This is a genomic window from Saccharomonospora sp. NPDC046836 (assembly GCF_040645195.1).
Lineage (GTDB): Bacteria > Actinomycetota > Actinomycetes > Mycobacteriales > Pseudonocardiaceae > Prauserella_A.
The window spans coordinates 1-25394 of the sequence record NZ_JBEYXW010000040.1 but is presented as its reverse complement, the minus strand read 5'-3'; the positions used below and the strand labels follow the sequence as shown (position 1 = coordinate 25394).

At 68.4% G+C, this 25394-nt stretch carries 23 protein-coding genes; 10 read left to right on the top strand and 13 right to left on the bottom strand.

The genetic code is table 11. From position 1 onward, the window contains the following. Window positions 1–167 precede the first annotated feature (167 nt). The 3 genes from ABZ863_RS30210 to ABZ863_RS30200 all read right to left on the bottom strand — a co-directional run bounded on the left by ABZ863_RS30210 (window position 168) and on the right by ABZ863_RS30200 (window position 4294). Window positions 168–3035: a vitamin B12-dependent ribonucleotide reductase gene (locus ABZ863_RS30210; protein WP_358542552.1), complete on the bottom strand. Its 2868-nt coding sequence runs from the start codon at window positions 3033–3035 to the stop codon at window positions 168–170. Between the two features lie 35 nt (window positions 3036–3070). Beyond that, window positions 3071–3565 carry a transcriptional regulator NrdR gene (gene nrdR, locus ABZ863_RS30205; RefSeq protein WP_358542549.1) on the bottom strand — a complete coding sequence of 165 codons (495 nt, stop codon included), beginning with the start codon at window positions 3563–3565 and terminating at the stop codon, window positions 3071–3073. A gap of 276 nt (window positions 3566–3841) precedes the next feature. Further along, window positions 3842–4294: a LysM peptidoglycan-binding domain-containing protein gene (locus tag ABZ863_RS30200; RefSeq protein WP_358542546.1), complete on the bottom strand. Its 453-nt coding sequence runs from the start codon at window positions 4292–4294 to the stop codon at window positions 3842–3844. Window positions 4295–4541: 247 nt separating this feature from the next. Between ABZ863_RS30200 and lexA the strand changes: the two genes are divergently transcribed. Beyond that, window positions 4542–5231, top strand: coding sequence for a transcriptional repressor LexA (gene lexA / locus ABZ863_RS30195; protein ID WP_358542543.1), 690 nt, complete (start codon window positions 4542–4544; stop codon window positions 5229–5231). A gap of 6 nt (window positions 5232–5237) precedes the next feature. On the opposite strand, the gene ABZ863_RS30190 is transcribed toward lexA, so the two are convergent. The 3 genes from ABZ863_RS30190 to ABZ863_RS30180 are packed head-to-tail and all read right to left on the bottom strand — an operon-like array spanning window position 5238 to window position 8267. Beyond that, window positions 5238–6242: a hypothetical protein gene (locus ABZ863_RS30190; protein ID WP_358542613.1), complete on the bottom strand. Its 1005-nt coding sequence runs from the start codon at window positions 6240–6242 to the stop codon at window positions 5238–5240. A 44-nt stretch (window positions 6243–6286) separates the two neighbouring features. Beyond that, window positions 6287–7726, bottom strand: coding sequence for a GTPase HflX (gene hflX, locus ABZ863_RS30185; protein ID WP_358542540.1), 1440 nt, complete (start codon window positions 7724–7726; stop codon window positions 6287–6289). Between the two features lie 43 nt (window positions 7727–7769). Further along, entirely contained in the window at window positions 7770–8267 is a 498-nt protein-coding gene (locus ABZ863_RS30180; RefSeq protein WP_358542538.1) for a winged helix-turn-helix domain-containing protein, read from the bottom strand. 62 nt (window positions 8268–8329) lie between these two features. On the opposite strand from ABZ863_RS30180, the gene ABZ863_RS30175 reads away from it, so the two are divergent. After that, window positions 8330–9619 (top strand): MFS transporter, encoded by a 1290-nt coding sequence (locus tag ABZ863_RS30175; RefSeq protein WP_358542535.1) that lies wholly within the window; start codon window positions 8330–8332, stop codon window positions 9617–9619. Here the strand turns inward: ABZ863_RS30175 and dapF are convergent. From dapF to ABZ863_RS30160, 3 genes are read right to left on the bottom strand one after another with little or no spacing between them, the layout of a single operon-like run. Next, window positions 9552–10376 (bottom strand): diaminopimelate epimerase, encoded by an 825-nt coding sequence (dapF, locus tag ABZ863_RS30170; RefSeq protein ID WP_358542532.1) that lies wholly within the window; start codon window positions 10374–10376, stop codon window positions 9552–9554. The genes ABZ863_RS30175 and dapF overlap by 68 nt on opposite strands. A 9-nt stretch (window positions 10377–10385) precedes the next feature. After that, on the bottom strand, window positions 10386–11291 hold the full coding sequence (gene miaA / locus ABZ863_RS30165; protein WP_358542530.1) for a tRNA (adenosine(37)-N6)-dimethylallyltransferase MiaA: 906 nt from the start codon (window positions 11289–11291) through the stop codon (window positions 10386–10388). Then, window positions 11288–11995 (bottom strand): class III extradiol dioxygenase subunit B-like domain-containing protein, encoded by a 708-nt coding sequence (locus tag ABZ863_RS30160; RefSeq protein ID WP_358542528.1) that lies wholly within the window; start codon window positions 11993–11995, stop codon window positions 11288–11290. Before ABZ863_RS30160 ends, miaA begins: the two co-directional genes overlap by 4 nt. A gap of 171 nt (window positions 11996–12166) precedes the next feature. On the opposite strand from ABZ863_RS30160, the gene ABZ863_RS30155 reads away from it, so the two are divergent. After that, a complete protein-coding gene (locus ABZ863_RS30155; protein ID WP_358542525.1) occupies window positions 12167–13486 on the top strand; it encodes a DUF349 domain-containing protein in 1320 nt (439 codons plus the stop codon). Between the two features lie 13 nt (window positions 13487–13499). On the opposite strand, the gene ABZ863_RS30150 is transcribed toward ABZ863_RS30155, so the two are convergent. Together ABZ863_RS30150 and ABZ863_RS30145 are read right to left on the bottom strand one after the other, a co-directional pair. Beyond that, the gene (locus ABZ863_RS30150; RefSeq protein WP_358542523.1) at window positions 13500–14186 is read right to left on the bottom strand and encodes a hypothetical protein; all 687 of its coding nucleotides are present in this window, start codon (window positions 14184–14186) and stop codon (window positions 13500–13502) included. After that, on the bottom strand, window positions 14183–15190 hold the full coding sequence (locus ABZ863_RS30145; RefSeq protein WP_358542521.1) for a 2-dehydropantoate 2-reductase: 1008 nt from the start codon (window positions 15188–15190) through the stop codon (window positions 14183–14185). Before ABZ863_RS30145 ends, ABZ863_RS30150 begins: the two co-directional genes overlap by 4 nt. Before the next feature lie 86 nt (window positions 15191–15276). Here ABZ863_RS30145 and ABZ863_RS30140 point away from each other — a divergent pair, with 86 nt between their 5' ends. The 7 genes from ABZ863_RS30140 (at window position 15277) to ABZ863_RS30110 (ending at window position 23986) form a co-directional block, all read left to right on the top strand. After that, the gene (locus ABZ863_RS30140) at window positions 15277–15567 is read left to right on the top strand and encodes a DUF6457 domain-containing protein (RefSeq protein WP_358542518.1); all 291 of its coding nucleotides are present in this window, start codon (window positions 15277–15279) and stop codon (window positions 15565–15567) included. A 115-nt stretch (window positions 15568–15682) separates the two neighbouring features. After that, complete coding sequence (locus ABZ863_RS30135; RefSeq protein WP_358542610.1) at window positions 15683–17422, top strand: thiamine pyrophosphate-binding protein; 1740 nt, start codon at window positions 15683–15685, stop codon at window positions 17420–17422. A gap of 18 nt (window positions 17423–17440) precedes the next feature. Continuing rightward, a complete protein-coding gene (gene frc, locus ABZ863_RS30130; protein ID WP_358542516.1) occupies window positions 17441–18670 on the top strand; it encodes a formyl-CoA transferase in 1230 nt (409 codons plus the stop codon). 3 nt (window positions 18671–18673) lie between these two features. Continuing rightward, window positions 18674–20809: an acetate--CoA ligase family protein gene (locus tag ABZ863_RS30125; protein WP_358542513.1), complete on the top strand. Its 2136-nt coding sequence runs from the start codon at window positions 18674–18676 to the stop codon at window positions 20807–20809. Window positions 20810–20865: 56 nt separating this feature from the next. Further along, window positions 20866–22374: an Nramp family divalent metal transporter gene (locus tag ABZ863_RS30120; protein WP_358542511.1), complete on the top strand. Its 1509-nt coding sequence runs from the start codon at window positions 20866–20868 to the stop codon at window positions 22372–22374. A gap of 1 nt (window position 22375) precedes the next feature. Beyond that, window positions 22376–22924, top strand: a complete 549-nt coding sequence (locus ABZ863_RS30115) for a hypothetical protein (RefSeq protein WP_358542509.1) — start codon at window positions 22376–22378, stop codon at window positions 22922–22924. A gap of 75 nt (window positions 22925–22999) precedes the next feature. After that, a complete protein-coding gene (locus ABZ863_RS30110; protein ID WP_358542506.1) occupies window positions 23000–23986 on the top strand; it encodes a TerC family protein in 987 nt (328 codons plus the stop codon). 70 nt (window positions 23987–24056) lie between these two features. On the opposite strand, the gene ABZ863_RS30105 is transcribed toward ABZ863_RS30110, so the two are convergent. Both ABZ863_RS30105 and ABZ863_RS30100 read right to left on the bottom strand, forming a co-directional pair. Then, window positions 24057–24248, bottom strand: a complete 192-nt coding sequence (locus ABZ863_RS30105) for a hypothetical protein (RefSeq protein ID WP_358542503.1) — start codon at window positions 24246–24248, stop codon at window positions 24057–24059. Between the two features lie 76 nt (window positions 24249–24324). Next, a complete protein-coding gene (locus ABZ863_RS30100; protein ID WP_358542501.1) occupies window positions 24325–25068 on the bottom strand; it encodes a GntR family transcriptional regulator in 744 nt (247 codons plus the stop codon). Window positions 25069–25394 lie beyond the last annotated feature (326 nt).

Here is a 25394-nt window from a genome sequence, read left to right as displayed (position 1 = left end):
AGCGCGGGGCGCGGCTCGGGAGCACCGGGCACAGGTGCCGGACCGGGGAACTGGCGTGACGCGCCGGGCGACTCGCGCACCTGGGCGGACGACTCGCGCGGAAGCGAAGCGGGAGCCGGCTTTGTGCCGGCTCCCGCTCACTAGGTACTGCTCTGGCTGGTGGTTACCTAGCTGCAGCCCGAGGTGGCTCCGCAGCCTTCGCAGGCGTAGCACGAGCCGGCCGGGCGCATCTTCGTACCGCACGTCATGCACAGCGGCGCATCGGCCGCCTTGCCGAGGTGCAACTCCATCAGCTCGGTGGTGGTGTGTGCTTCCTTGAAGCGATCCCCCGGCTCTGCCTTGGCATCCTGTTCGATGCGCTTGGGGCTACTGGCTTCCACACTGCTGCGCAGCGCCTCGAGATCGACACTCTCCGGCTCGGCCGCACCGCCACCGTACTCGGCCGCCACCTGGGCCGAGCGCTCGTCGGCTGTGAAGATGCCGAGCTGTACGCGCTTCTCGTACGGCAGATAGTCGAGCGCCAGCCTGCGGAACAGGTAGTCCAGCACGCTCGTCGCCATCCGGACGTCCGGGTCGTCGGTCATGCCGGCGGGCTCGAAGCGCAGGTTGGCGAACTTCGAGACGTAGAACTCGAGCGGGATGCCGTACTGCAGGCCCACCGAGATCGACATCGAGAAGGCATCCATCACACCGGCGAGGGTCGAGCCCTGCTTGCCGAGCTTCACAAAGATCTCGCCGAGACCGTCGTCGGGGTACGAGCCCGCGGTCAGGTAACCCTCGGCGCCGCCGACCGTGAACGACACCGTCTGGCTCGGACGCTTCTTCGGCAGCCGCTTGCGAACCGGCCGGTACTCGACGACCTTCTCCGGCTCCGCCTTCTCCTCCGCCTTCTCCTTCTTGCCCGTCGACAGCGGCTGGCCGACCTTGCAGTTGTCGCGGTAGATGGCCAGCGCCTTCAGACCGAGCTTCCAGCCCTGGAAGTAGATCTCCTCGACCTCTTCCACGGTGGCGGTCTCGGGCATGTTGACGGTCTTGGAGATCGCACCGGACAGGAACGACTGCACGGCAGCCATCATCCGCACGTGGCCCATGGGCGCGATGGAACGCTCGCCCACGGCGCAGTCGAACACCTCGTAGTGCTCCGGCCGCAGCCCGGGTGCGTCCACCACGTGGCCGTGCTGGGAGATGTAGTCGACGATCGCCTCGATCTGCTCGCCCAGGTAACCGAGCGAGTGCAGGGCTCGCGGCACGGCGTTGTTGACGATCTGCATCGAACCGCCGCCGACGAGCTTCTTGAACTTCACGAGCGAGAAGTCCGGCTCGATACCGGTGGTGTCGCAGTCCATCATGAAGCCGATGGTGCCGGTCGGGGCGAGCACACTGGCCTGCGCGTTGCGCCAGCCGTCGACCGCGCCGATCTCGTTACCACGCTGCCACTCGCGGGTCGCCAGCGAGCGCACGTTCGCGTCGTTGGTGTGGTAGGTGCGGATGGTGTCGTTGGCGGCGGCGTGCTTACGCATGACGCGCTGATGCACCTCGGCGTTGCGGGCATAACCCTCGTACGGGCCGACGACGCCGGCCAGCTCCGCCGAACGCCGGTACGACACAGCCGTCATCAGCGAGGTGATGGCCGCGGCGAGCGCACGTCCCCCGTCCGAGTCGTAGGCGTGCCCGGTGGCCATGAGCAGCGCACCGAGGTTGGCGTAGCCGATGCCGAGCTGACGGAACTTGCGGGTGGTGTCCGCGATCGGCTCGGTCGGGAAGTCGGCGAAGCAGATCGAGATGTCCATCGCCGTGATGACCAGCTCGACGGCCTTGGCGAACCGCTCCGCGTCGAACGTTCCGTCGCCGGTCAGGAACTTCAGCAGGTTCAGCGAGGCGAGGTTGCAGCTGGAGTTGTCCAGGTGCATGTACTCCGAGCACGGGTTGGACGCGGTGATCCGGCCGGACTCGGGGCAGGTGTGCCAGTCGTTGATCGTGTCGTCGTACTGGATGCCGGGATCGGCGCACTCCCAGGCCGCCTGCGCCAACTTGCGGAACAGCGACTTGGCGTCGACGCTCTCGATGACCTCACCGGTCATGCGCGCACGGAGGCCGAACTCGCCGCCGGACTCGACGGCATGCATGAACTCGTCGGACACGCGCACCGAGTTGTTGGCGTTCTGGTACTGCACCGACGCGATGTCCGCGCCACCGAGGTCCATGTCGAAGCCGGCGTCACGCAGCACGCGGATCTTGTGCTCTTCCTTGGCCTTGGTCTCGATGAACTCCTCGACGTCGGGGTGATCGACGTCGAGTACGACCATCTTCGCGGCCCGCCGGGTGGCGCCACCGGACTTGATGGTGCCCGCGGAGGCGTCGGCACCGCGCATGAACGAGACCGGGCCGGAGGCCGTACCGCCCGACGAGAGCAGCTCCTTCGATGACCGGATGCGCGAGAGGTTCAGCCCCGCACCGGAACCGCCCTTGAAAATGCGGCCCTCTTCCTTGTACCAGTCGAGGATCGACTCCATCGTGTCGTCGACGGAGAGGATGAAGCAGGCGGAGACCTGCTGCTTGGAGGTCGTCCCGACGTTGAACCAGACCGGGGAGTTGAAGCTGAACACCTGGTGCAGCAGCATCCAGGTGAGCTCGTGCTCGAAGATCTCGGCGTCGGTACCCGACGTGAAGTAGCCGTGCTCCGTGCCGGCCTTGACATAGGCCTTGACCACACGGTCGATCAGTTGCCTGAGGCTGTTCTCCCGCTGCGGGCTGCCCACCGCGCCACGGAAGTACTTGCTGGTGACGATGTTGGTGGCGTTGACCGACCAGAAGTCGGGGAACTCGACACCACGCTGCTCGAAGTTCACCGTGCCGTCACGCCAGTTGGTCATGACGACGTCGCGCTTCTCCCACGTCACCTCGTCGTAGGGATGCACGCCCTCGGTCGTGTAGACGCGCTGCACGCGAAGACCCTTGCGAGCGCCCCCACCAGACGCGCGCTTCCTCGCTGTCTTACCGGTGGCCTCGGCGCCAATCCCCACGGTTTCTGTCATGACTCCCACTCCCGCGTTTCGCACAGGCGGCGACGTCACGCGTCGTCCGCACCCTTCCCGCGACCGGCCAGTTCGACCGAATCCGCTATCGCCTGACGAAGGTCCGAAATCTCCTTCTCGAAGTCCTCGATGGACGAGAAGGAGCGGTAGACACTCGCGAACCGCAGATATGCCACAGCATCGAGCTCGCGGAGCGGGCCGAGAATGGCCAGCCCCACCTCATGGCTCGGAATCTCCGCGACGCCTGCCGCCCTGATCGACTCCTCCACACGCTGCGCGAGCTGCTGCAGCGCATCGTCGTCGACCGGCCGGCCCTGGCACGCGCGGCGCACTCCCCGAACCACCTTTTCCCGGCTGAACTGCTCAGTGACCCCGGAACGTTTGACAACGGCGAGCACCATCGTCTCCGAGGTCGTGAACCGGCGCCCGCACTTCGAGCACGAACGGCGCCGCCGGATCGCCTGCCCCTCGTCCACCTCACGAGAGTCGACGACGCGGGAATCAGCGTGCCTGCAGAACGGGCAACGCATGCGCCGATCACCTCCTTTCGCGCCGGCTTTCGCCGGGGCGTCCGACCACGCCGGCCACATTGCCTGGTGATCAATCTGTGGACACCCGGTGGATGGAGACCGACGAGCTGTGGATAACTACGTCGAATTCTACCCCAACTTGTGGACCAACTACAGCCATGTAACTACTACATGTTGGGGTTGACCTTAAGAGCCGTGGGCTCGCCGCGCAAGCGGACACGACAGGCACGAGAGGGTGACGACTGACATACCCAGCCACACCAGCGGTAGAAACGTTCAGCGTCCCGCGGGCACGACCAGCGGCGTGCCGGCCGCCACCTGGGCACCCGTCAGGCCGTTCAGCTCCTGGATCCGCTCGACGACGGCCGCGGGATCACTGCCCGGCGCGGAGCGCTCGGCGACGTCCCACAGCGTGTCGCCCGGCGCGACCGACACGATCGCGGTGCCAGTCGGCACGGTGGCCGCGCCACCTCCGGCCATACCGCCCGCAAGCACGCCCAGCCCGAGCAGGCCGGCGCCAACGGCGACCCCGATCGCCACCAGCAGTGACCAGCGAGGCGCCACCGCACGGGGTGCGCACGTGCGCACCGCCGCCGCCCTGCGCCCGGCGACCACCCGGCCCCGGGTCGGTGGGCGGCGCAGTTCGCCCGTCCGCGGCCTGCGTACCACCCGCCCCGGCTGCTGGACACGACCCGTCTGGTGAATGTCCCGTTCGACGACAACCGACATCGACACCTCCTCGAACATGCGTTCTATCGAACGCCCGTGCGAATGTGTACCACTGCCGTCTGACAAAATCGAGTCCCCGCGGCGTGTTGCTCGAACAAATGTTTGAAAAAGTGCCGGTGGACCGATAGCGTCAAGGGCGGACGGTGGGCGACCGCCCGCAGGATCACCAAGGCACGACGACGCACTACGACGCACTACGAGCACTACCGGGCGCGGTGGGAGCCGGCCCTCGACTGGAGGCAATGCGGTGGCACGCAAGACCAAGGACGACGGCGGCAAGGTGCACGCCCTCCCGGAGATCGCGGAGCCGGACGACAGCCTCACGCCACGCCAGCGCAAGGTGCTCGAGGTGATCCGGGAGTGGGTCGACCGGTACGGCTACCCGCCGAGCGTCCGGGAGATCGGCGAGGCGGTCGGGCTCACCTCCACGTCCTCGGTCTCCCATCAGCTGCGTGCGTTGCAGCGCAAGGGATATCTGCGGCGCGACGCGAACCGGCCGCGCGCCGTCGGCGTGCTCGCCGCGGACTCGGAGCGGACCGCCGATGCGGCCGAGAACCTGCCCAAACCCGCGTTCGTGCCGCTCGTGGGCCGGATCGCCGCCGGCGGCCCCGTGCTGGCCGAGGAGGCCATCGAGGATGTGTTCCCGCTGCCGAAGGACATCGTCGGCGAGGGAGAGGTGTTCCTGCTCAGCGTCACCGGTGACTCGATGGTCGACGCGGCCATCACCGACGGCGACTGGGTGGTGGTACGCCAGCAGCCCACCGCCGAGAACGGCGACATCGTCGCGGCGATGATCGAGGGCGAGGCGACCGTCAAGACGTTCAAGCGTAAGGGCGGACACGTCTGGCTGATGCCGCACAACGAGGCGTATGACCCCATCCCGGGCGATGACGCCACGATCCTCGGCAAGGTCGTCGCCGTGTTGCGGCGGCTGTGAAAACCGTCAGCGGCGGCGGAGCCTGCTGATCCCGAAGACGATCACGGCGGCCACGGTGACGGCGATCGCGATACCGGGCAAGGTCGGCACGCCCTGGCTGTCCGCGTTGCCGGAACCGCTGGCGTCACCCGGCTCCGCGGCGGCCTCGGGCGCGGCGGTGGTCGCGGCACCGCCGGACGGGATAGGCGACACCAGGGCAGCGGCGTCACGGACCACCCGCACAGGTGTGCCGACTCCCTCGCTGGCCGAGATGAGGGAGCCGTCCGGAGCGAACGCGATCGCCTCCCCCTGCACCTCGTCGGGCAACGGCACGCGCCCCGGCAAGCGGCGCAGCGCGGCGACGAGGTCACCGTCCGGTGCCGGGTACAAGTAAGCATCGGTGTAGGTACGCAAGGCGAACACGCTGCCGTCCGCGGTCGACGCCCCACCAGTCACCAGCACCGAGCCTGCCCTGCCGACCGGCCCGCCAGGGGTGTCGGTGGGCATGAACTGGAGCGAGCCGACCTTCTCCAGCGGTGTCGGCCCCGGACTCGCCAATGGCTCCGCAGGACGGTAGACGTCCGAGGCACCGAGGACGTTCTTGGTGACGAGGTACGGCGTCCCCGACCGGTCGAGCAGCAACGCCTCGGCGTCGTGTGCACCGTCCGGATACCTCAACCGGTACAGCTCCGCGGTGCCATCGGGTGCGACGGCGTGCAGGGCAACGGTCTCCCGCCGCTTGCGGTTGTCACCGGTGTCGCCGAGCCACAGCGTGCCGTCCGCGGCGAGCGCGAGGTCCTCGACGTCGTAGGGATCGGTCGGGTTCTCGATCGTCCGCCGCACCGCGCAGTCGGGTCCGAGCACGAAGATCCGCAGGCTCGTGCCACCGTCGTTGATGGCGTACCAGTTCTCGCCGTCAGCGGCGAGCCCGGACAGCTCGTCGAGCTCGCCGGACAGCGAGCACATCGCTTCTGGTCGTGCAGGCTGCGCGGCGGCGGGCACGGCCCCCAGCACGCCCAGTCCAGCGAACATCGAGGCGCACAGCGCCCACCGCGGAAAGCGCAAGCTCAGACCTGTCAGATCGCCGAGGAGTCGGTGACGTAACGCTGCAGCGCGGCCGCCAGGTCCGGGTGTACCCGCGCGCGCAGGCGCGTCCCCTCGGGGGTGTGTTCCGCACCGAGCACCTCACCGTCGGCATGAGCGCGAGCGACCAGCTCACCACGGGTGTAGGGCACCAGGACGTCGACGACCACCTGCGGCCGCGGCAGTCGCCGCGCGATCTCCTCCACCAGCGTCGCGATCCCTTGTCCGCGCCGCGCCGAGACCACCACGGCATCCGGCAGCAGGTGCCGCAACCGCGCGAGCGAGACCTCGTCGGCCGCGTCCGCCTTGTTGATCACCATGAGCTCCGACGGCAACGACTCACCACGCTTGTCCGCGATCTCGCTGAGCACCTCCCGCACGGCCACCACCTGCTCCTCGGGAGCGGGCACCGAACCGTCGACGACGTGTACCAGCAGGTTCGCATCGGCCGCCTCGTCGAGAGTCGAGCGGAACGCATCGACCAGCTGATGCGGCAGGTGCCGCACGAAGCCCACGGTGTCGGTCAGTGTGTAGGGCAGGCCGTCGGGCGTGGCCGAGCGGCGCGTCGCCGGGTCGAGGGTCGCGAACAGTGCGTCCTCGACGAGGACCCCGGCGCCGGTGATCGCGTTGAGCAGGCTCGACTTGCCTGCGTTGGTGTAACCGACGATCGCCACGCTCGGCACCTCGTTGGCGACGCGGCGGCCTCGCTTGGTGGTGCGAATCGTGTCCATCGCCGCGATCTCGCGGCGCAGCTTGGAGATCCGCTTGCTGATGCGCCGGCGGTCGGTCTCCAGCTTGGTCTCGCCGGGACCGCGCAGACCGACACCGCCGTTCGCGCCGCCGGCACGACCACCGGCCTGCCGGGACAGCGACTCACCCCAGCCCCGCAGTCGCGGGATGAGGTACTGCAGCTGCGCGAGCTCGACCTGGGCCTTGCCCTCCCGGGAACGGGCGTGCTGAGCGAAGATGTCGAGGATCAGCGCCGTCCTGTCGATCACCTTGACCTTGAGCTTGGCCTCGAGCTGGCGCAGCTGGCCGGGCGAGAGCTCACCGTCACAGATCACCGTGTCGGCACCGGTCGCGCGGACGACATCGCCCAGCTCACGGACCTTCCCCGAGCCCACGTAGGTGGCCGGGTCGGGCCGCGACCGCCGTTGCACGAGCCCTTCCAGCACCTCCGAGCCCGCCGTTTCCGCCAGCCGGGCGAGCTCCTCGAGCGAGGCCGCGGACTGCGCGGCGGTCCCTTCGGTCCACACACCGACGAGAACGACACGTTCGAGCCGCAGCTGCCGGTATTCGACCTCGGTGATGTCGGCGAGTTCGGTGGAAAGCCCCGCGACCCTGCGCAGTGACGCGCGGTCCTCGAGCTCGAGTTCCCCCTGCGAGACGTCGTCGAACTCGTCGAGTACGTCGTTGTGTGTCAGTTCTGTCATCGTCTCCCTATCGTCCCACGATTCGCGGGATTGAACGACCTCATTAGCGGCTCGGGTACAGGGCCAGGTATACGGCCAGCCGCTCGGAGTCCGGGTGTTTCGGCCGGCCGGCGTACTCGTCGAGTAGTTCCGCCAACCGCCTGCGGAACTCCTCGCGTTCCTCGGCGGGAATCTGCACGACCAACCGGGACTGGTCCAGCTCACCCGGCCCGGTCTCGGCGACCTCGGCCAGGAACGCTTCGAGCATCGCCTCGCCGATGCCCTCGCTGTCGCAGTTGTCGAGCTGCCAGGACAGCCCGGTGGACAGGTAGGGGATCTCCTTGGCGCCGCGATTGCCCTTGCGCGGCGGCTGTGGCTCCAGGAAACCCGTCTCGACCAGCCTGCGCACGTGGTGCAGCGTCGTGGCCGGGTCCTTCCCCAGCCGTTCGGCAAGCTCCTTGTTGGTCAGCGCCTCGGCATAGGTCAACCGGATGATCCGCATGCGTACTCCCGAGGCCAGTGCGCTCGCCTCGGCCTCGGTCGCCCTCCGCCGCTGTCTCACCTCGCCAGCCTACGGCGCCAAGTGATTGACAGTTTCCAATCACTTACCCGAGACTCTGCCGGGTGACACGCGATTCCCTCTGGTTCCACCGCGACTTCCGGCGGCTGTGGGCAGGCGACACCGCCAGCCAGTTCGGCACGTTCGTCGGCCACACCGCCCTGCCACTGCTCGCCGCGACCACCTTGGCGGCATCACCGTTGGAGATGGGCCTGCTCAGAGCGGCCGAGCACGCCGCGTTCCTGGTGCTGGGCCTGCCAGCCGGTGTCTGGGTCGACCGGATGCGTCGCAGGGTGCTCATGCTCCGCGCCGACCTGGCCCGTGGCGTGCTGCTGCTCAGCGTGCCCGTGGCGTGGTGGGCGGGCGTGCTGACCCTGCCGTACCTCATCGTGGTGGCACTGCTGGTGAGCGTGTGCACGTTGTTCTTCGACGTCGCCTACCAGTCGTACCTGCCGTCGCTGGTCGGCCGGGCGAAACTGGTGGAGGGCAACGCGAAGCTGCAGGTCAGCCAGTCGGTAGCGCAGGTGACCGGGCCCAGCATCGCGGGCGTACTGGCGCAGTTGCTCGGAACGGTCAGCGCGGTCGTCACCGTGGGCTTGAGCTACCTGACGTCGGCGTCGTTCCTGCTGCGCATCCGCGCCGGCGAACCGGAACCGCAGCCCCGCGACGGCACCCGGTTGCGGGATGAGATCGCCGAGGGACTGCGCTTCGTGTTCGGCAACCCGAACCTGCGGGCCATCACGCTGTGCACCGCCACGGGCAACCTGATGGGCGGTGCGTTCACCGCGATCGAGGTGCTGTTCCTGACGAGGAACCTGGGTCTGTCGCCGGCCGGGGTGGGCGGCGTCCTCGCCGCGGCCGGCGCCGGCGGCGTGCTGGGTGCGCTCACGGCGAGCTGGTGGATGCGCCGGATCGGGCAGGCGCGGGCGGTCTGGCTCGTCGGTCTTGTGACCTGGCCTGCTCAGCTGTTGGTGCCGCTCGCCGCACCCGGCTGGCGGATCGGGCTCGCCGTGGCCGGCCTGATCGCGGTCGGCTACGGGGTCGTGGTCTACAACGTGGCGCAGGTCAGCTACCGGCAGGCCATCTGCCCGGACAGGCTGCTGGGCCGGATGAACGCCAGCGTTCGCTTCGTGGTGTGGGGAACGCTGCCGATCGGCGGGTTGCTCGGCGGCGTCCTCGGCCAGTGGATCGGTGTGCACGCCACAGTGTGGCTTTCCGCGGCGGGGATGACGTTGTCGGTGCTGTGGGTGCTCTGCGCACCCTGCGCGACATCCCCGCCCTGGCGACCTAGTCCGCGGCGCTCCACCATGAGCTGTCCAGCTCGCCGCGGGCGACGAACTCGGCCGGCCCGGTGAGGGTGGAGGCACCCCGCTGCACGGTGACCGTCACCCTGCCACCCGGGATGTCTACTGTGGACGACCCGGTGTCGGTTCCCGCCAGATGAAGCGTCGCGGCGACCGCGGCAACGGTCCCGGTGCCACACGCCCTGGTCTCCCCCACGCCACGCTCGTAGACCCGCATGCGCAACGCATCGGGGCCGAGGACGTTGACGAACTCCAGGTTCACGCCGTCCGGGAAGACGTCCCGGTCATACCGTGGCGCCTCCCGCAGATCCAGACCGGCCACCTCGTCGTCGAGCGTGCTGACCAGGTGCGGGTTGCCAACGTCCACGGCGACACCGGACAGCTCGCGCCCGCCGACGATCGACACCGAGGTCCCGGTGATCCGCACCGGTCCCATCTGGACGGTCACGCTGCCGTCGTGGTGCACGTGGACCGGACGGTCGCCCGCGCGGGTACCGACCGCGAAGTCCGGGCCGGACTCCAGCCCCGCCTCGACCAGGTAGCGAGCGAACACGCGGACGCCGTTGCCGCACATCTCGGCGATCGAGCCATCGGCGTTGCGGTAGTCCATGAACCACTCGGCGTCCGAGGCGACTCCCACCGCAGCGGAGCGGACGACGCGCAACACGCCGTCTGCGCCGAGGCCGCGCTGGCGGTCACACAGCGCGGCCACCCGCGCCGGCGTCAGGTCCAGCGCACCCGGCGCGTCGGGCAGCACCACGAAGTCGTTCTGTGTGCCGTGTCCCTTGAGAAACTCGATGCCACCCATGGCACAAGGTTACGGGGCGAGGAAGGACAGCACGTCCTCGGTCAGCCCCGGTGCCGCGGCGTCGAACCACCGGATCCGCTTGTCCCGCCGGAACCAGGAACGTTGCCTCCGCACGAACCTCCGGGTCGCCTGCGCGGTCGCCGCCGCGGCCGGGGTGAAGTCGGCGGCGCCCGCGTCGATGGCCTCCAGCACCTGCTGGTAGCCGAGCGCGCGGGAGGCCGTCTTGCCCTCCCGCAGGCCCACTTCCTCCAGCGCCCGCACCTCGTCGACGAGGCCTTCCGCGAACATGTGCTCCACGCGCAGGTCCACGCGCGCGTCGAGCTCGGCGACGTCGCGATCGACGCCGACGAGCACGGTCCCGTAACGCGGCGGCCCAGGCTGTGGCAGATTCGCCGAGAAGGGTTTGCCGGTGAGCTCGATGACCTCCAGCGCACGCACGATGCGCCGCACGTTGGTCGGCAGGATCGCCGCCGCGGCATCGGGATCGGCCGCCGCGAGCCGCTCGTAGAGCACCTGCGTGCCCTGCTCCTCGGCCTGGCGCTCCAGCGCGGCGCGCACCGCCGGATCGGTGCCGGGAAAGCGCAGGTCGTCGAGCACAGCCTGGACGTAGAGCCCGGAACCGCCGACGAGGACGGGCACCCGTTCTGCCGCCAGCAGCCGTTCGATCGTGGCCCGCGCGTGCCGTTGGTAGGCGGCCACGGATGCCGTCTCGGTCACATCGAGGACGTCGAGCAGGTGGTGCGGCACGCCCCGCCGCTCCTGCGGCGTCGCCTTGGCGGTGCCGATGTCCATGCCGCGATACAGCTGCATGGCGTCGGCGTTGACGACCTCACCACCGAGCGCGAGCGCAAGCTCGACCCCGAGTGCGGTCTTACCGGTCGCGGTCGGCCCCACGACCGCCACCGGCCGGATCATCCCTGCTCCCAGACCGCGACGTGGTAGGCGACCCCCAGCGGCGCATGCGAATAGCACAGCTTTCCCCGCCACGGCGGGCGCGCGCGAGCGAGCCCGGCGAGCACCTGCCACGGCACACGGCCCCCGGCGCCGAGCTCGTCGGCCAGCCCGGCGTCGAGTCGCAGCAGCGGCTCGGGGTCGGCGTCGGCGAACGCGTCCGCAACGGTCGCGTCGAAGCCCGCCGCCCGCTCGTCCGGCCAGCCGGGCGGCGCCGTCTCGTGCCGCGTCGATCCGTCACCCAGTACAAGCAGTCCGACGTCGTCGGGAAGACCGGCGAGTCGCTCCCCCGCGGCGATACACCTGTCGACACTCGTCGACTCGGGCAGCAACTCGACGCGCACCGACTCGGCGCCGGCGCGCTCGCGCAGCCACCCGGCCAGCAGGGCGGGCAGCGGCAGGTCGGCGGGCTCCCCCGGCGCCATGCCTGCGGAGAGCGTGACCGGCACGTCGACCCCGAAGCCGCGGAAGGACCCGCGCGCGCCCGGCTCGACAGTGACGGCGTGTTCGGCCACTCCGATGGCAATCCAGTGGGGGCAGGTAGCGGCGAGGCCCTGGACAGCGGCCAGGCAGGCATCCCGGACGCGCGCGGTCCGCTCGACGAGACCGGGTACCAGTTCGGGCACGAGGAGAGGGGGCACAGGCGCGACGACGGCTCGCGTGATCACGCGTTCCGAGGTTACTCGGCGCGCCGATGGAGGTACGTCTTGAGGCGTGGAGTACCCAGACGCTCGTTGACCTGTTTGAATGCGGGCCTGGAACACGAACACGCAAGACCCGGCCCCGCTGCCAGCGGGGCGCCCGCGACGCGCGGGCCTACAGGCGATAAGGAGCCGGCCATGGCCGAGCAGAACACACCGAACGGAAGCGATGTTCCGGCGCCGACCCAGGTGCCGCACACCCACGCCGGCACGCACGCCGCACCCGCGGTCCCGCCTGCCGAGCCACACCCGTCCCGCTGGGGGCGCATCGACGACGACGGCACGGTGTTCGTGCGCACCGCCGACGGCGAGCGCCAGGTCGGCGTGTGGCAGGCCGGTTCACCCGAGGAAGGGCTGACGCATTTCGCCCGCCGCTTCGACGACCTGCGTACCGAGGTCGAGTTGCTGGAGACGCGGCTGAACTCCGGCGCAGGCGATCCCAAGCAGGCACTCGCGAGCGCAACCCAGCTCAGGGACGGGCTGGCTGAGGCCGCTGTCGTCGGCGACCTCGACGCGCTGCGCGCGCGTGTGGAGCACGTCATCGCCCATGCCGAGAGCGCGTTGTCGGCAGTGAAACAGGAGCGGGAACAGGCCAGGGCCGCCGCCGTCAACCGGAAGCGCGAACTCGCCGAGGAGGCGGAGACGATCGCGGCCGAGTCCACGCAGTGGAAGGCCGCAGGCGACCGGCTGCGAGCGATCCTGGACGAATGGAAGACGATCAAGGGCGTCGACCGCAAAACCGACGACGAGCTGTGGCGGCGGTTCTCCAAGGCACGGGAGGCGTTCAACCGCCGTCGCGGCTCGCACTTCGCCGACCTCGACAAGCAGCGGGCGGCAGCGAAGCGGCGCAAGGAAGAGCTCATCACCGAGGCGGAGTCGATCGCCGACTCGGCCGACTGGGGAGAGACCGCGGGCCGCTACAAGGAGCTCATGGCGGAGTGGAAGGCCGCGGGGCGCGCGCCGAAGGACGCCGACGAGGCGCTGTGGCAGCGGTTCCGCGCCGCCCAGGACGCGTTCTTCGCCCGCCGGTCGGCCGCGTTCTCCGAACGGGACGCCGAGTTCGCCGACAATGCCGCGCACAAGGAGGAGCTGCTCACCGAGGCGGAGAAGATCGATCCTGGCGCGAACCTGGACGCGGCGAAGTCGCAGCTGCGCAAGGTCCAGGAGCGGTGGGACGACATCGGCAAGGTGCCGCGCGAGCGCATCAGGGAACTGGACGGCCGCCTCAAGGCCGTGCAGGACAGGGTGCGGGCCGCGGAGGACTCCCGGTGGCGGCGCACGGACCCCGAGGCGCAGGCGCGGGCGGCGCAGTTCCGCGAGCGCGTCGAGCAGTTCGAGGCACAGGCGGCGAAGGCCCGCGCCGCGGGCGACGAGCGCCGCGCCAAGCAGGCCGAGCAGCAGGCGGCCCAGTGGCGGGAGTGGCTCCAGGCCGCCGAGGCCGCGGTCGCGGACCGGTAACCGTCACCTGCCGTCAGGTCACCGACCGGCGCGTCATCGCGCGCACGAGCGCGACACCTCGCGGCGCGCCGTCCGGGTAGGACACGCAGCCGACGACGTCCTGGCGGGTCAGTGCGGCCTCGACACCCGCTCCCCCGCCGTGCAGCAGCGTGAGCGGAACCCCGTGCCGTGCTGCGAGATCCGTCGCCAGCGTCAGTGCGTGCGCACTCTCCGTCGATGCGTTCACGATCGCCGCGTTACCCGCGAGTGCCTGCACGAGCACTGCTTCGAGGAGCACCGGTACCGGGCAGGCCCGGCCGGCGAGGTTGCTGACCGGGCCCCGCAACGGCGCCCGGCCGGCCAGCAGCCCGTCGAGCCGCTCCACGCAGTCGCGCACGCCGGCCAGGCTGCGCTCCAGTCCGGTCGCGCAGCCGGGCAGTGCGGTGAGCACCTCACGCTGAGCGGTGAGACCCTCCAGCGCCGCGACCACTCGTAGCCTGCGCTCGGTCGGTGCCGCCACCGACCAGGTGCGGTGCTCGTTGAGCCCGGCGCGGACGGCACGGGCGGCATCCGCGGCCGTCAGCCCGGCGACGCCGTCGCGCCGCCACCGGCCTCCCCAGAAGTTGAGCGGCCTGCCCTCGTGGAACGCGTCGGGCACCAGCACCTCCGCGCGGCGTAAGGCATCCGCATGGCTCGCGCCGGGTTCCGCGGTGCGCATCATCGGACGCCTCCCGGTGCTGCCGCGAGCTGTGGCGGCGGAGTGACATGCGCATTGAGCAGGTCGGCCAGCGCGTTGACGACGCGCAGGGTCGGCACCGCGACGCCGGCTAGCTCGGCGAGCTCGACCACGGCCGCCAGGATGGCGTCCAGTTCGAGCGGCTTGCCTTTCTCCAGGTCCTGCAGGGTCGACGTCTTGTGCTCGCCGGTCCGCTCGGCGCCGGCCAGCCTGCGCTCGATGGAGATCTCCGGCCGCACGCCCAGTGCCGCGGCGACGTCGAGCGTCTCGCGCATCATCTCCACCACGAGCGCCCTGGTGTTGTCGTGCCGGCAGATCGCGGCCATGGTCGCCCTGGCGAGAGCACTGATCGGGTTGAACGCGATGTTGCCCATCAGCTTGACCCAGATGTCGTTGCGTAGTTCCGGTTCCACCGGGCACTTGAGCCCGCCCGCGATCATCGCGTCGGCGAAGTCGCGGCATCGCCGGGACAGGGTGCCGTCGGGTTCGCCGATCGAAAGGCGCGTTCCCTCCAGATGCCGGATGACGCCGGGTTCGGCGATTTCCGTTGCGGCGTAGACCACGCAGCCGATCGCCCGCTCCGGCGGCAGCACGGCACTGACCGCGCCGCCGGGGTCGACACTCTCGATCCGCTTTCCCGCGTGGGGACCCGGCACGCCGTGGAAGTACCACCACGGGATGCCGTTCTGGGCCGCGATCAAGGATGTGCGCTCGTGCAGCATCGGTTCGAGCAGCGGCCCCGCGCTCGCGTACTGGTTGGCCTTGAGCCCGAGGAAGACGTGGTCGACGGGACCGACCTCGGCCGGATCGTCGGTGGCGTGCGGGCGTGCCGTGAAGTCCCCGCGGGGGCTCACCACCCGCACGCCGGACTCGCGCATGGCCCGCAGATGGGCACCGCGGGCGATGAGGTGCACCTCGGCACCCGCGCGATGGAGGCTGGCGCCGACATACGCACCGATGGCGCCGGCACCGAGAACAGCAACTTTCACGGTGACTCCGTTCTTGGCCGTGGCAGGAAGGACGGATCGCGTCGGAAAGGCACATACTTGCGTGCTATTTGTATGCAGTATACGGTATGACAGGCTCGGGTCAATGGCTGGACACGAGAGGCGGCAGGGCGATGAACGAACTGCGCAAGTGGACATCCACGCTGTGTGCAGACCTTGACCTGGACCCCGACTGCCTCGATCCAGGGCTGATCTTCGCGATGGCGCGCGACGTGAGCCGGGCCGTCGCGAAACCCGCCGTGCCCCTCACGACGTTCCTGGCCGGCATGGCAGTCGCCAAGGGACTCCCGCCTGCCGAGGTCGCCGCGAGGCTCAGCGCACTGACCCAGCGCTGGCCCCGGATCGACTGGCGCGACTGAAAAAGCCGATCAACGGTCACGGAAGTCTGGACAAGCCGGTGATCGAGGTCCACGATAACTCAATACGGTATGCAGTATGCGGTAGTCAGCACGTTGTGAGGAGATGACGACGCACATGGGGCAGAAGGCCAAGACAGAGCCGGAAAGCGCCAGCCAGCCGAGCGCGCTGGCTGCCACCAACGACGACCCACAGCTGATCTCCGGCGGACACCTGGTGGCGAAGGCGCTCAAGGCCGAGGGCGTCGACGTGATCTTCACGCTGTGCGGCGGCCACATCATCGACATCTACGACGGCTGCGTCGACGAGGGCATCGACGTGATCGATGTGCGGCACGAGCAGGTCGCCGCGCACGCCGCGGACGGCTACGCACGGATCACCGGCAAGCCGGGCTGCGCGGTGGTGACGGCCGGGCCGGGCACCACCGATGCGGTGACCGGTGTCGCGAACGCACTGCGCGCCGAGAGCCCCATGCTGCTGATCGGCGGCCAGGGTGCGTTGACACAGCACAAGATGGGCTCGCTGCAGGACCTGCCGCATGTCGACATGATGGCGCCGATCACGAAGTTCGCGGCCACCGTTCCCGCCACCGAGCGGGTCGCCGACATCGTGACGATGGCCTTCCGCGAATGCTTCCACGGAGCACCTGGACCGTCCTTTTTGGAGATACCTCGCGACGTGCTCGATGCCAAGGTGCCGTTGGAGAAGGCTCGCATTCCCGCGGCGGGCGCCTACCGCGCGTCGACCCGCAGCACCGGCGACCCGGACGCGATCGAGCGGCTCGCCGACCTCGTGGTCAAAGCGGAGAAGCCGTGTGTGCTGCTCGGCAGCCAGGTATGGACGTGCCGGGCCACCGACGCCGCCATCGAGTTCGTCCGCACCCTCAACGTGCCGGCGTTCATGAACGGCTCCGGCCGGGGCACCCTGGCCCCGAAGGACCCGCACCATCTGCAGCTGGCGCGGCGGTACGCGTTCAGCAACGCCGACCTCATCATCATCGTGGGCACGCCGTTCGACTTCCGGATGGGCTACGGCCGGCGGCTTTCCAGCGACGCCACCGTGGTTCAGATCGACCTGGACTACCGCACCGTCGGCAAGAACCGCGATGTCAGCCTCGGCATCGTGGGTGACCCCGGGCTCGTGCTGTCGGCCGTCACCCAGGCCACGTCGGGCCGCGTCGACAACGGCGCCGTCGGGCGCAAGGTGTGGCTGGAGGAGCTGCGCGCCGTCGAGACGCAGGCCTACGAGAAGCGCCTGCCCCGGCAACTGTCGGACGCGAGCCCCATCGACCCGTACCGGCTCGTCCACGAGATCAACGAGTTCCTGACCCCGGACTCCATCTACATCGGCGACGGCGGCGACATCGTCACCTTCTCCGGGCAGGTGGTGCAACCGAAGTCGCCGGGCCACTGGATGGACCCAGGACCGCTGGGCACGCTCGGGGTCGGCGTTCCGTTCGTCATGGCGGCGAAGTACGCGCGGCCGGACTCCGAGGTCGTCGCCCTCTTCGGCGACGGCGCCTTCAGCCTCACGGGCTGGGACTTCGAAACACTCGTCCGGTTCAACCTGCCCTTCATCGGCATCGTCGGCAACAACTCGTCGATGAACCAGATCCGCTACGGGCAGATCCAGAAGTACGGCGAGGGGCGCGGCCGGGTCGGCAACACTCTCGGCGACGTGCCCTACGACGAGTTCGCCCGGATGCTGGGCGGCTACGGCGAGGAGGTACGTGACCCCGCCGACATCCGTCCCGCACTGGAGCGGGCACGTGAATCGGGAAAGCCGTCACTCATCAACGTGTGGGTCGACCCCGACGTGTACGCGCCGGGAACCATGAACCAGACCATGTACAAGTAGCTCAAAGGGGCTTGCACCATGGGAAAAGCACTAGAGGGTGTTCGTGTACTCGACATGACGCATGTCCAGTCAGGACCGTCGTGCACACAGATACTGGCCTGGCTCGGCGCGGACGTGGTCAAGATCGAGGCGCTGAGCGGTGACATCACGCGCAAACAGCTGCGCGATCTGCCCGATGTGGACAGTCTCTACTTCACGATGCTGAACTGCAACAAGCGCAGCATCACGCTCAACATGAAGTCCGACGAGGGCAAGCGGATCTTCACCGAGATGCTGCCGAAGTTCGACGTGCTGGCCGAGAACTTCGGTCCTGGCGCCGTGGACAGGATGGGCTTCACCTGGGAGCGTCTGCAGGAGATCAACCCGCGCCTCGTCTACGCCTCCATCAAGGGATTCGGCGAGGGGCCCTACACGCACTACAAGGCCTACGAGGTGGTCGCGCAGGCCATGGGCGGCTCGATGAGCACCACCGGTTTCGAGGACGGCCCGCCACTGGCCACCGGTGCACAGATCGGCGACTCCGGAACGGGAATCCACACCGTCGCCGGCATTCTCGCCGCGCTCTACCAGCGGGAGCAGACCGGCCGCGGGCAGCGCGTCACCGTCGCCATGCAGCACGCCGTGCTCAACCTGTGCCGGGTGAAGCTGCGTGACCAGCAACGGCTCGCACACGGCCCGCTCGCCGAGTACCCCAACGACGAGTTCGGCGACGCCGTGCCGCGCTCCGGTAACGCCTCCGGCGGCGGACAGCCCGGCTGGGCCGTGAAGTGCGCGCCAGGCGGGCCGAACGACTACATCTACGTCATCGTCCAGCCGGTGGGGTGGGAACCGATCACCACGCTCATCGGCAGGCCGGAGCTCGCGGGCGATCCGGAGTGGAGTACGCCCGAGGCGCGATTGGACAAGCTGGACAAGATGTTCCAGCTCATCGAGGAATGGAGCAGCAACCACGGTAAGTGGGACGTGCTGGCACGGCTGAACGAGCACAACATCCCATGCGGCCCTGTGCTGTCCACAAAGGAGATCATCCAGGACGCCTCACTCGCCGACAACGACATGGTGGTGTCGGTCGCCCATCCCGAGCGTGGCGAGTTCAAGACCGTCGGGTGCCCGATCAAGATGTCCGACTCGCCGGTCGACGTGCTGCGCTCGCCGTTGCTGGGCGAGCACAACGAAGAGATCTACGTGAGCGAACTCGGCCTGGCAGCGGACCGGTTCACCGAACTCAAGGCGAATGGAGTGATCTGAGGTATGCCGACGCCAGACAGGGCAGCGGTCCGCGAGCTCCTCGACAAGGTCCGCGCCGAGGGACGGGACGCTCTCACCGCTCCCGAGGGCAAGCTGGTCGCCGACGCCTACGGCATCCCAACGCCGCGCGAGGGCCTGGCCACGACACAGGACGAGGCGGCGGCGCTGGCCGAGGAGATCGGCCAGGCGGTCGTCTGCAAGATCGTCTCGCCGGACATCCTGCACAAGACAGAAGCCGGCGGTGTGATCGTCGGCGTGGCGGGACCGGCCGCCGCCAGGGAGGCGTTCGGCAAGATCATCGCGAACGCCAAGGCCTACGACCCCGAGGCGAGCATCACCGGCGTGCAGGTGCAGCAGTTGGTCGGCGGCGGGCAGGAGGTGATCATCGGCGCGACGAGCGACCCGACGTTCGGCAAGATCGTCGCGTTTGGACTCGGCGGTGTGCTGGTCGAGGTGCTCAAGGACGTCACGTTCCGGCTCGCACCGCTTGACGCCGACGAGGCGAGGTCCATGGTGGACAGTATCAAGGCTGCCGAGGTGCTGCACGGCGCCCGCGGTGCCGAACCGGTCGACGTCGAGGCGCTGGCCGAGGTGATCCAGCAGGTGTCGGCACTGGTCACCGACTTTCCGGAGATCCGCGAGTTCGACCTCAACCCCGTGTTCGCCGACGGTGCCGGTGCCACCGCGGCCGACATCCGGATCCTCGTCGAGACCGGGGAGGTACGCGAACCGGTGCGCCCGTCGCAGGAGGAGATCCTCGATGCGATGAACCGGCTGATGAACCCGCGGGCGGTCGCTGTCGTCGGTGCCTCCGACCAGGAGGGCAAGATCGGCAACTCGGTAATGAAGAACCTGCTGGGCGGCGGGTACACCGGCGAGATCTACCCGATCAACCCGAAGGCCGAGGAGATACTCGGCCGCAAGGCCTACGCCTCCGTTGCCGACATCCCCGGCGAAGTGGACGTTGCGGTGTTCGCGATCCCGGCGAAGTTCGTGGCCGGCGCGCTGACCGAGTGCGGGGAGAAGGGCATCCCCACCGCGGTGATGATCCCCTCCGGGTTCGCCGAGACCGGCAACCACGAACTGCAGGACGAGATCGTGGAGATCGCCCACCGCTACAACATCCGGATGCTGGGCCCGAACATCTACGGCTACTACTACACGCCGCAGAACCTGTGTGCCACGTTCTGCACCCCGTACGACGTCAAGGGCGGCGTCGCACTGACCTCGCAGAGCGGCGGTATCGGCATGGCGATCCTGGGGTTCGCCCGCACCAGCAAGATGGGTGTGTCCGCGATCGTCGGCCTCGGTAACAAGTCCGATGTGGACGAAGACGACCTGCTGACCTACTTCGAGCAGGACGACAACACCCAGGCCGTCGCCATGCATCTGGAGGACCTCAAGGACGGCAGGGCGTTCGTCGAGACGGCCAAGCGGATGACGAAGAAGAAGCCGGTCATCGTGCTCAAAGCCGGCCGCACGGCACTCGGTGCGCGAGCAGCCAGCTCGCACACCGGCGCACTCGCCGGGGACGACAAGGTGTACGACGACATCCTGCGCCAGGCCGGCGTCGTGCGGGCACCCGGGCTCAACGAGATGCTCGAGTACGCAAGGGGCCTGCCGCTGCTGCCCACACCGCAGGGCGAGAACGTGGTCATCATCACCGGTGCCGGCGGCTCAGGCGTGCTCCTCTCCGACGCCTGTGTCGAGGCTGGACTGTCCCTCATGGACATTCCGCCGGACCTCGACGAGGCGTTCCGCCGCTACATCCCGCCGTTCGGCGCGGCGGGTAACCCCATCGACATCACCGGCGGGGAGCCACCGTCGACCTACGAGGCGACGATCCGCCTCGGGCTCGAGGATCCACGCATCCACGCCCTCATCCTGGGCTACTGGCACACGATCGTGACACCGCCGATGGTCTTCGCCGAGCTCACCGCACGCGTCGTGGAGGAGGCGCGGGCCAACGGCATCGACAAACCCGTGGTCGCGTCGCTGGCCGGCGACACCGACGTCGAGCGCGCCAGCGACTACTTGTTCGATCACCGGATCGTCGCCTATCCCTACACCACCGAACGTCCCGTCGCGGTGCTGGGCGCGAAGTACCGCTGGGCGAGGGCGGCCGGCTTGCTCGGCTGAGAGCGGCCGGCTGTCCAGCTTGCAGGGGGCAGCCACATCGACAATCTGGAGGTCCAATGGTGGATTCTTCGAAAGTCCCCGTCTCGGGCTCCGCCGGTGAGACCGGCGCCGATACGGGCCAAGCCGAACGGGTGTGGCGGGCCGGCGGGCTCGATCCCATGCCGATCCGCAAGCTGCCCGACGCCCCACCCGCCATTCACCTGCTCGGCCCGACGGTCTTCCTGGTCGCGCTCGGTGTCGGCATGGGCGAGTCCTACATGTGGCCGAGGCTGGTGCTGGTTTTCGGCCCGGAGATCAGATGGCTGTTCCTGATCGGTGTCACCCTCCAGGCGGTCGTCATGCTGGAGATGGCCCGCTATGCGATGGCCACCGGCGAGAGCATCTTCACCGGTGCCGCACGCGTGTTCAAACCCATGATGTGGTTCTTCTTCATCGTGGCCATGCTGGTCTATATCTGGCCTGGTCACCTCTCGGCGGGCGCCGCCGCGTTCGAGGAGATCACCGGAATCCCCTGGGTCGTAACGGCTTGTATCGCGCTGGTGCTCGTCGGCGTGATCTTCACACTGGCCAAGGTGATCTACAGTCTGCTGGAGAACCTACTGTCGATCCTCATCGGCGTCCTCGTGGTGGGCACGGCGATCATCGCATCGCTTGTGGGCAGCTGGGGGGATCTGACGAGCACCATCACGGGGATGTTCGCATTCGGCTACTTCCCGTCCGAGGCGTTGTCGAGTGCGTGGTTCCCGATCGTGGTGGGTTCGATCGCGTTCGCCGGTCCCTCCGGAATGCAGCAGATGTGGTACACCCTGCACCTGCGTGACAGCGGCGCCGGCATGGGCGCCCATGTGCCGAAGATCCGTGGGCTGCGGCACGCCTCCGAGCAGGAGGAGATGCCGGCGCGCGGCTTCATGTTCGACACCGAGGATCCGGCCGAGATGAAGAAGTGGAAGGGCTGGCGCCGCTGGGTCACCTTCGATGCGCTGCTGCTCTTCTGGGGCATCACGATGCTGGTGACGGTCTCGTTCACCGTGCTGGCGCAAGCTGCCGCGCGGGAGAACCCGAATGTGCAGTCGCTGATCGAGGGCGGTGACCGGGACGCCGCACTGAGCGCGATGTCCGACGCGTTCGCCGCCGTGGGTAGCCCGGTACTCGGTGGCCTGTTCTTCGGCTTCATCGCACTGATCGGACTGAACGCGACGCTCGGCCTGTTCGACTCGTTCTCGCGCGGGCAGGCCGATATGACCTACTTCTTCGTGCCGGGCGCCAAGCGGTTCAAGATCTCGCACCTCTACGCGGGCTTCCTATGGGGTGTGATCATCTTCGGGATCCTGATCCTGCTCTTCGGCCCGGCCGACGGACCGAGCGGGGTGCTCGACATCCTGGCGTTCCTGTCGACGTTCGCGATGGGTGCGTACTGCGTCGTGCTGCTACTGGTGAACAACCGGATGCTGCCGAAACCGATCCGGCCGAAATGGTGGTCGAACGTGATCATCGGCTTCGGCGCGGTGTTCTACCTCGGCATGCTGTTCTACAGTCTGTTCCGCTTCGGCGTGGTCGTGAACTGAGATGGACACGACACGCCTGCTCCGGCTCGGCGAGCTCGCCCTTCCCGGGTTCGTCGTGGGACTGATCGCCGGCGCAGTCGCCGGCGGGCTGGCCGGCATCGTCGGCCAGCCCGCCGGCTGGGCGCTGGTGAGCATGCTGGCCCTTGGTCTGCCGCTCGCTCTGCTCGGTGGCGGGTACGGCGTACTCGTCGCACGGCGGAAAGTGCGGATCGGCGCGTTCGCTCCGGCGGCGTTGTTCTGGCTTGCCGGGTTCCCACTCGCACGGCTGACCCACGAGGCGCTCACCCACCTGGTTCTCACGGGTGAGCCGCGGCTGCCAGCCGACGTCCTGGGTTTCCTTGCGTACCAGGGAATCATCAGCGCGGGCTTCGCCATCGGGTTCCTGTGGTTACACGAACGCATTGCGCCGCGGTGGTGGCGCCGGATCGCGTCGCGTAACCCCGACGCGGCACAGATCTACAGCGCCTACGCGACGTACGCCAAGCAGGTCTATGACCAGAGGCAGGCCCGGCGACGCAGCCGGGCCAAGGCCACAACGCAACAGCGCTGACCGCGGTCAGGGCACCAGGCCGTTCGCCGGTAGCGGCGGGCGGCTGGTCCCTGCTGCACTGGATTGGGGCGAGAAGTGAACATTCCACTGTGGATCTGGCTGGTGACGATCGCCGGCCTCATCGCGATCATCTGTTTCGACTTCTATCTGGTGTCCCGCAACCCACGCCACCCGACGCTACGGGAATGCACGATCTGGGTCTGCTGTTACGTCGGGCTCGCCGTGCTGTTCGGCATCGGCGTACTGGCGCTCGCCGGCCCGCAGTACGGCGGTGAGTTCTTCGCGGGCTGGATCACCGAGTACTCCCTGTCGGTGGACAACCTCTTCGTTTTCGTGATCATCATGTCGAGCTTCGCGGTGCCACGAGAGTACCGGCAGAAGGTCCTGCTGATCGGCATCGTCGTGGCTCTGTTGCTGCGCGGTCTTTTCATTGCCGTCGGTGCCGAGGCGATCACCCGGTTCGACTGGCTGTTCTACGTGTTCGGCGCTTTCCTGCTGTACACGGCGTGGAAACTGCTGCTGCACAAGGAAGATGACAGCGAGGAGTTCCGGGAGAACGCCGTTCTGCGGACGGCCAAACGGTTCCTGCCCGCCACCGACGAGTACAACGGTGCCCGGCTGACGACGAAGGTCGGCGGGCGCAGGCTGGTCACACCCATGCTGATCGTCATGATCGCCATCGGCACGACGGACCTGCTGTTCGCGCTCGACTCCATCCCCGCGATCTTCGGGCTCACCAGGGAGCCCTACCTGGTGTTCACCGCCAACGCATTCGCGCTGATGGGCCTGAGACAGCTGTTCTTCCTCATCGGTGGCCTGCTCGACCGGCTGGTGTACCTGAGCACCGGGCTCGCGGTGGTGCTCGGTTTCATCGGCCTGAAGCTGATCGCGGAAACCCTGCACCATCACGGGGTCAGCTGGGCGCCGGAGATCCCGATCCTCGCGTCGCTCGGTGTCATCGTCGGCACCCTTGCCATCACGACCGTCGCGAGCCTGATCAAGGTGAGCAGGGACCGATCTCGGGCGTCCACCTCCGAGGTGGCCGAGGCGCCTGCGGAATGACTGTCACAAGCCGGTTACCGGAGCTGGCACCGTTGGCAGCTCGGGCCGGATCACGAACAGCAGTGTCCGATCAGGACGATGCCGCGCTGGGCCGCTGCTCGGCGGCTTGCTGCCGCAGGAAGTCCTCGACCTCCTCGGTGGCCTGCCGCCGGGCCCTGTCCTGGGCAGTGGCCATTCCGAGGCCGAGCACACGGCCGTCGGCGTTGAAGCCGGCGCGCTCCTGCGTCAGTGACCTCAGAAATTCCTTCCAGTTACGTATCATCATCACCTCCGATGTCAAGACGTCGTTCATTGCCCGGTCGCCGCCCTGTCGCGGCACCGGTGGCTGGGTGGAAAGGTCAGACGCGCGGCGCGGTCCGCCTGCGGCGGGAGCGTGTCTGCACCGGCTGCACATCGGGTTCGGGGTTCTCCCGGCGCTGCTCGAGGTAGGACTGCCGAGTTCGTTCAGTGTGCTCGCGCATGATGCGCGCGGCCTCGTCGGCGTTGCCGGTCTCGATTGCCCCGATCAGGTTCGCGTGTTCCGTCCAGGACTGCTGGCCCCGGTGCCGTGCGATCGGCGTGTAGTACCACCGAACCCGGCGATCCACTTGCGACACGAAGTCGAGCAGTACCTGGTTCCCGGACATCTCGGTGACACACCGGTGCAGCTCCGCGTTAGCGGTCACCATCTTGTCGATCTCGTCGTTCGCAACCGCGGCGACGCCCTCCTCGCACAGCTCGCGCAGGCGAAGTATGCCCTGGCGAGTGGCGTTGAGCGCCGCGAGCCGTGCCGACTCGGCTTCCAGTGCCGAGCGCACCATGAGCAACTGGTCGACCTCCGCCTCAGTGGGGGCGTGGACGAAGGCGCCGTAGCCGGGACGCAGGTCCACCCAGCCTTCGGAGTTCAGCAGCTGCAACGCTTCGCGGATGGGCTGACGGGAGACGCCGAGCGTCTCGGCGAGCTCGCTTTCCACAAGGTGCTGACCGGGAGCGAGCTGCCGGGAGATGATCAGCTCCTGCATCGCCTGATAGACCCGTTCACGCAGCGGAACTGGTCGATCGATCCGGCGGGCAGACAACTGCTGCGGCAACTCGGTCGACATGGTGTACTCCAAATGTCAGATGGTGTGGCCCCAGGGCCACTATCGTCGGCTAATTGGTCGACTGCCTACAGCATACAATGCGCAAAATGCCCGTTCCTGGTGACGCCAATCACTACAGCGAGTGACATCGACTCCACTTCACCCTTGTCTCGACTTCTGCATACAGTAGACCGTATCCTCTAGGTGCTGGTATTTCGGCTGCGACACAACCGATGGGAAGGTTGGGAGCCCGTGGACCTCTACGAGTATCAGGCGAAGGATCTCTTCGCCGCCCATGGTGTGCCGGTGTTGCCCGGTGCTGTGGCGAGCACCCCGGAAGAAGCGTT

Excerpts from the sequence above, each read along its gene's own strand:
- miaA (WP_358542530.1), bottom strand. The coding sequence starts at position 11,291 with ATGATCCGGCCGGTGGCGGTCGTGGGGCCGACCGCGACCGGTAAGACC.
- nrdR (WP_358542549.1), bottom strand. The coding sequence starts at position 3,565 with ATGCGTTGCCCGTTCTGCAGGCACGCTGATTCCCGCGTCGTCGACTCT.
- ABZ863_RS30210 (WP_358542552.1), bottom strand. The coding sequence starts at position 3,035 with ATGACAGAAACCGTGGGGATTGGCGCCGAGGCCACCGGTAAGACAGCG.
- ABZ863_RS30120 (WP_358542511.1), top strand. The coding sequence starts at position 20,866 with ATGGTGGATTCTTCGAAAGTCCCCGTCTCGGGCTCCGCCGGTGAGACC.
- ABZ863_RS30115 (WP_358542509.1), top strand. The coding sequence starts at position 22,376 with ATGGACACGACACGCCTGCTCCGGCTCGGCGAGCTCGCCCTTCCCGGG.
- ABZ863_RS30105 (WP_358542503.1), bottom strand. The coding sequence starts at position 24,248 with ATGATACGTAACTGGAAGGAATTTCTGAGGTCACTGACGCAGGAGCGC.
- ABZ863_RS30135 (WP_358542610.1), top strand. The coding sequence starts at position 15,683 with ATGGGGCAGAAGGCCAAGACAGAGCCGGAAAGCGCCAGCCAGCCGAGC.
- frc (WP_358542516.1), top strand. The coding sequence starts at position 17,441 with ATGGGAAAAGCACTAGAGGGTGTTCGTGTACTCGACATGACGCATGTC.
- ABZ863_RS30155 (WP_358542525.1), top strand. The coding sequence starts at position 12,167 with ATGGCCGAGCAGAACACACCGAACGGAAGCGATGTTCCGGCGCCGACC.
- ABZ863_RS30100 (WP_358542501.1), bottom strand. The coding sequence starts at position 25,068 with ATGTCGACCGAGTTGCCGCAGCAGTTGTCTGCCCGCCGGATCGATCGA.
- ABZ863_RS30125 (WP_358542513.1), top strand. The coding sequence starts at position 18,674 with ATGCCGACGCCAGACAGGGCAGCGGTCCGCGAGCTCCTCGACAAGGTC.
- hflX (WP_358542540.1), bottom strand. The coding sequence starts at position 7,726 with ATGACAGAACTGACACACAACGACGTACTCGACGAGTTCGACGACGTC.
- dapF (WP_358542532.1), bottom strand. The coding sequence starts at position 10,376 with ATGGGTGGCATCGAGTTTCTCAAGGGACACGGCACACAGAACGACTTC.
- ABZ863_RS30200 (WP_358542546.1), bottom strand. The coding sequence starts at position 4,294 with ATGTCGGTTGTCGTCGAACGGGACATTCACCAGACGGGTCGTGTCCAG.
- ABZ863_RS30190 (WP_358542613.1), bottom strand. The coding sequence starts at position 6,242 with ATGTTCGCTGGACTGGGCGTGCTGGGGGCCGTGCCCGCCGCCGCGCAG.
- ABZ863_RS30140 (WP_358542518.1), top strand. The coding sequence starts at position 15,277 with ATGACAGGCTCGGGTCAATGGCTGGACACGAGAGGCGGCAGGGCGATG.
- ABZ863_RS30150 (WP_358542523.1), bottom strand. The coding sequence starts at position 14,186 with ATGATGCGCACCGCGGAACCCGGCGCGAGCCATGCGGATGCCTTACGC.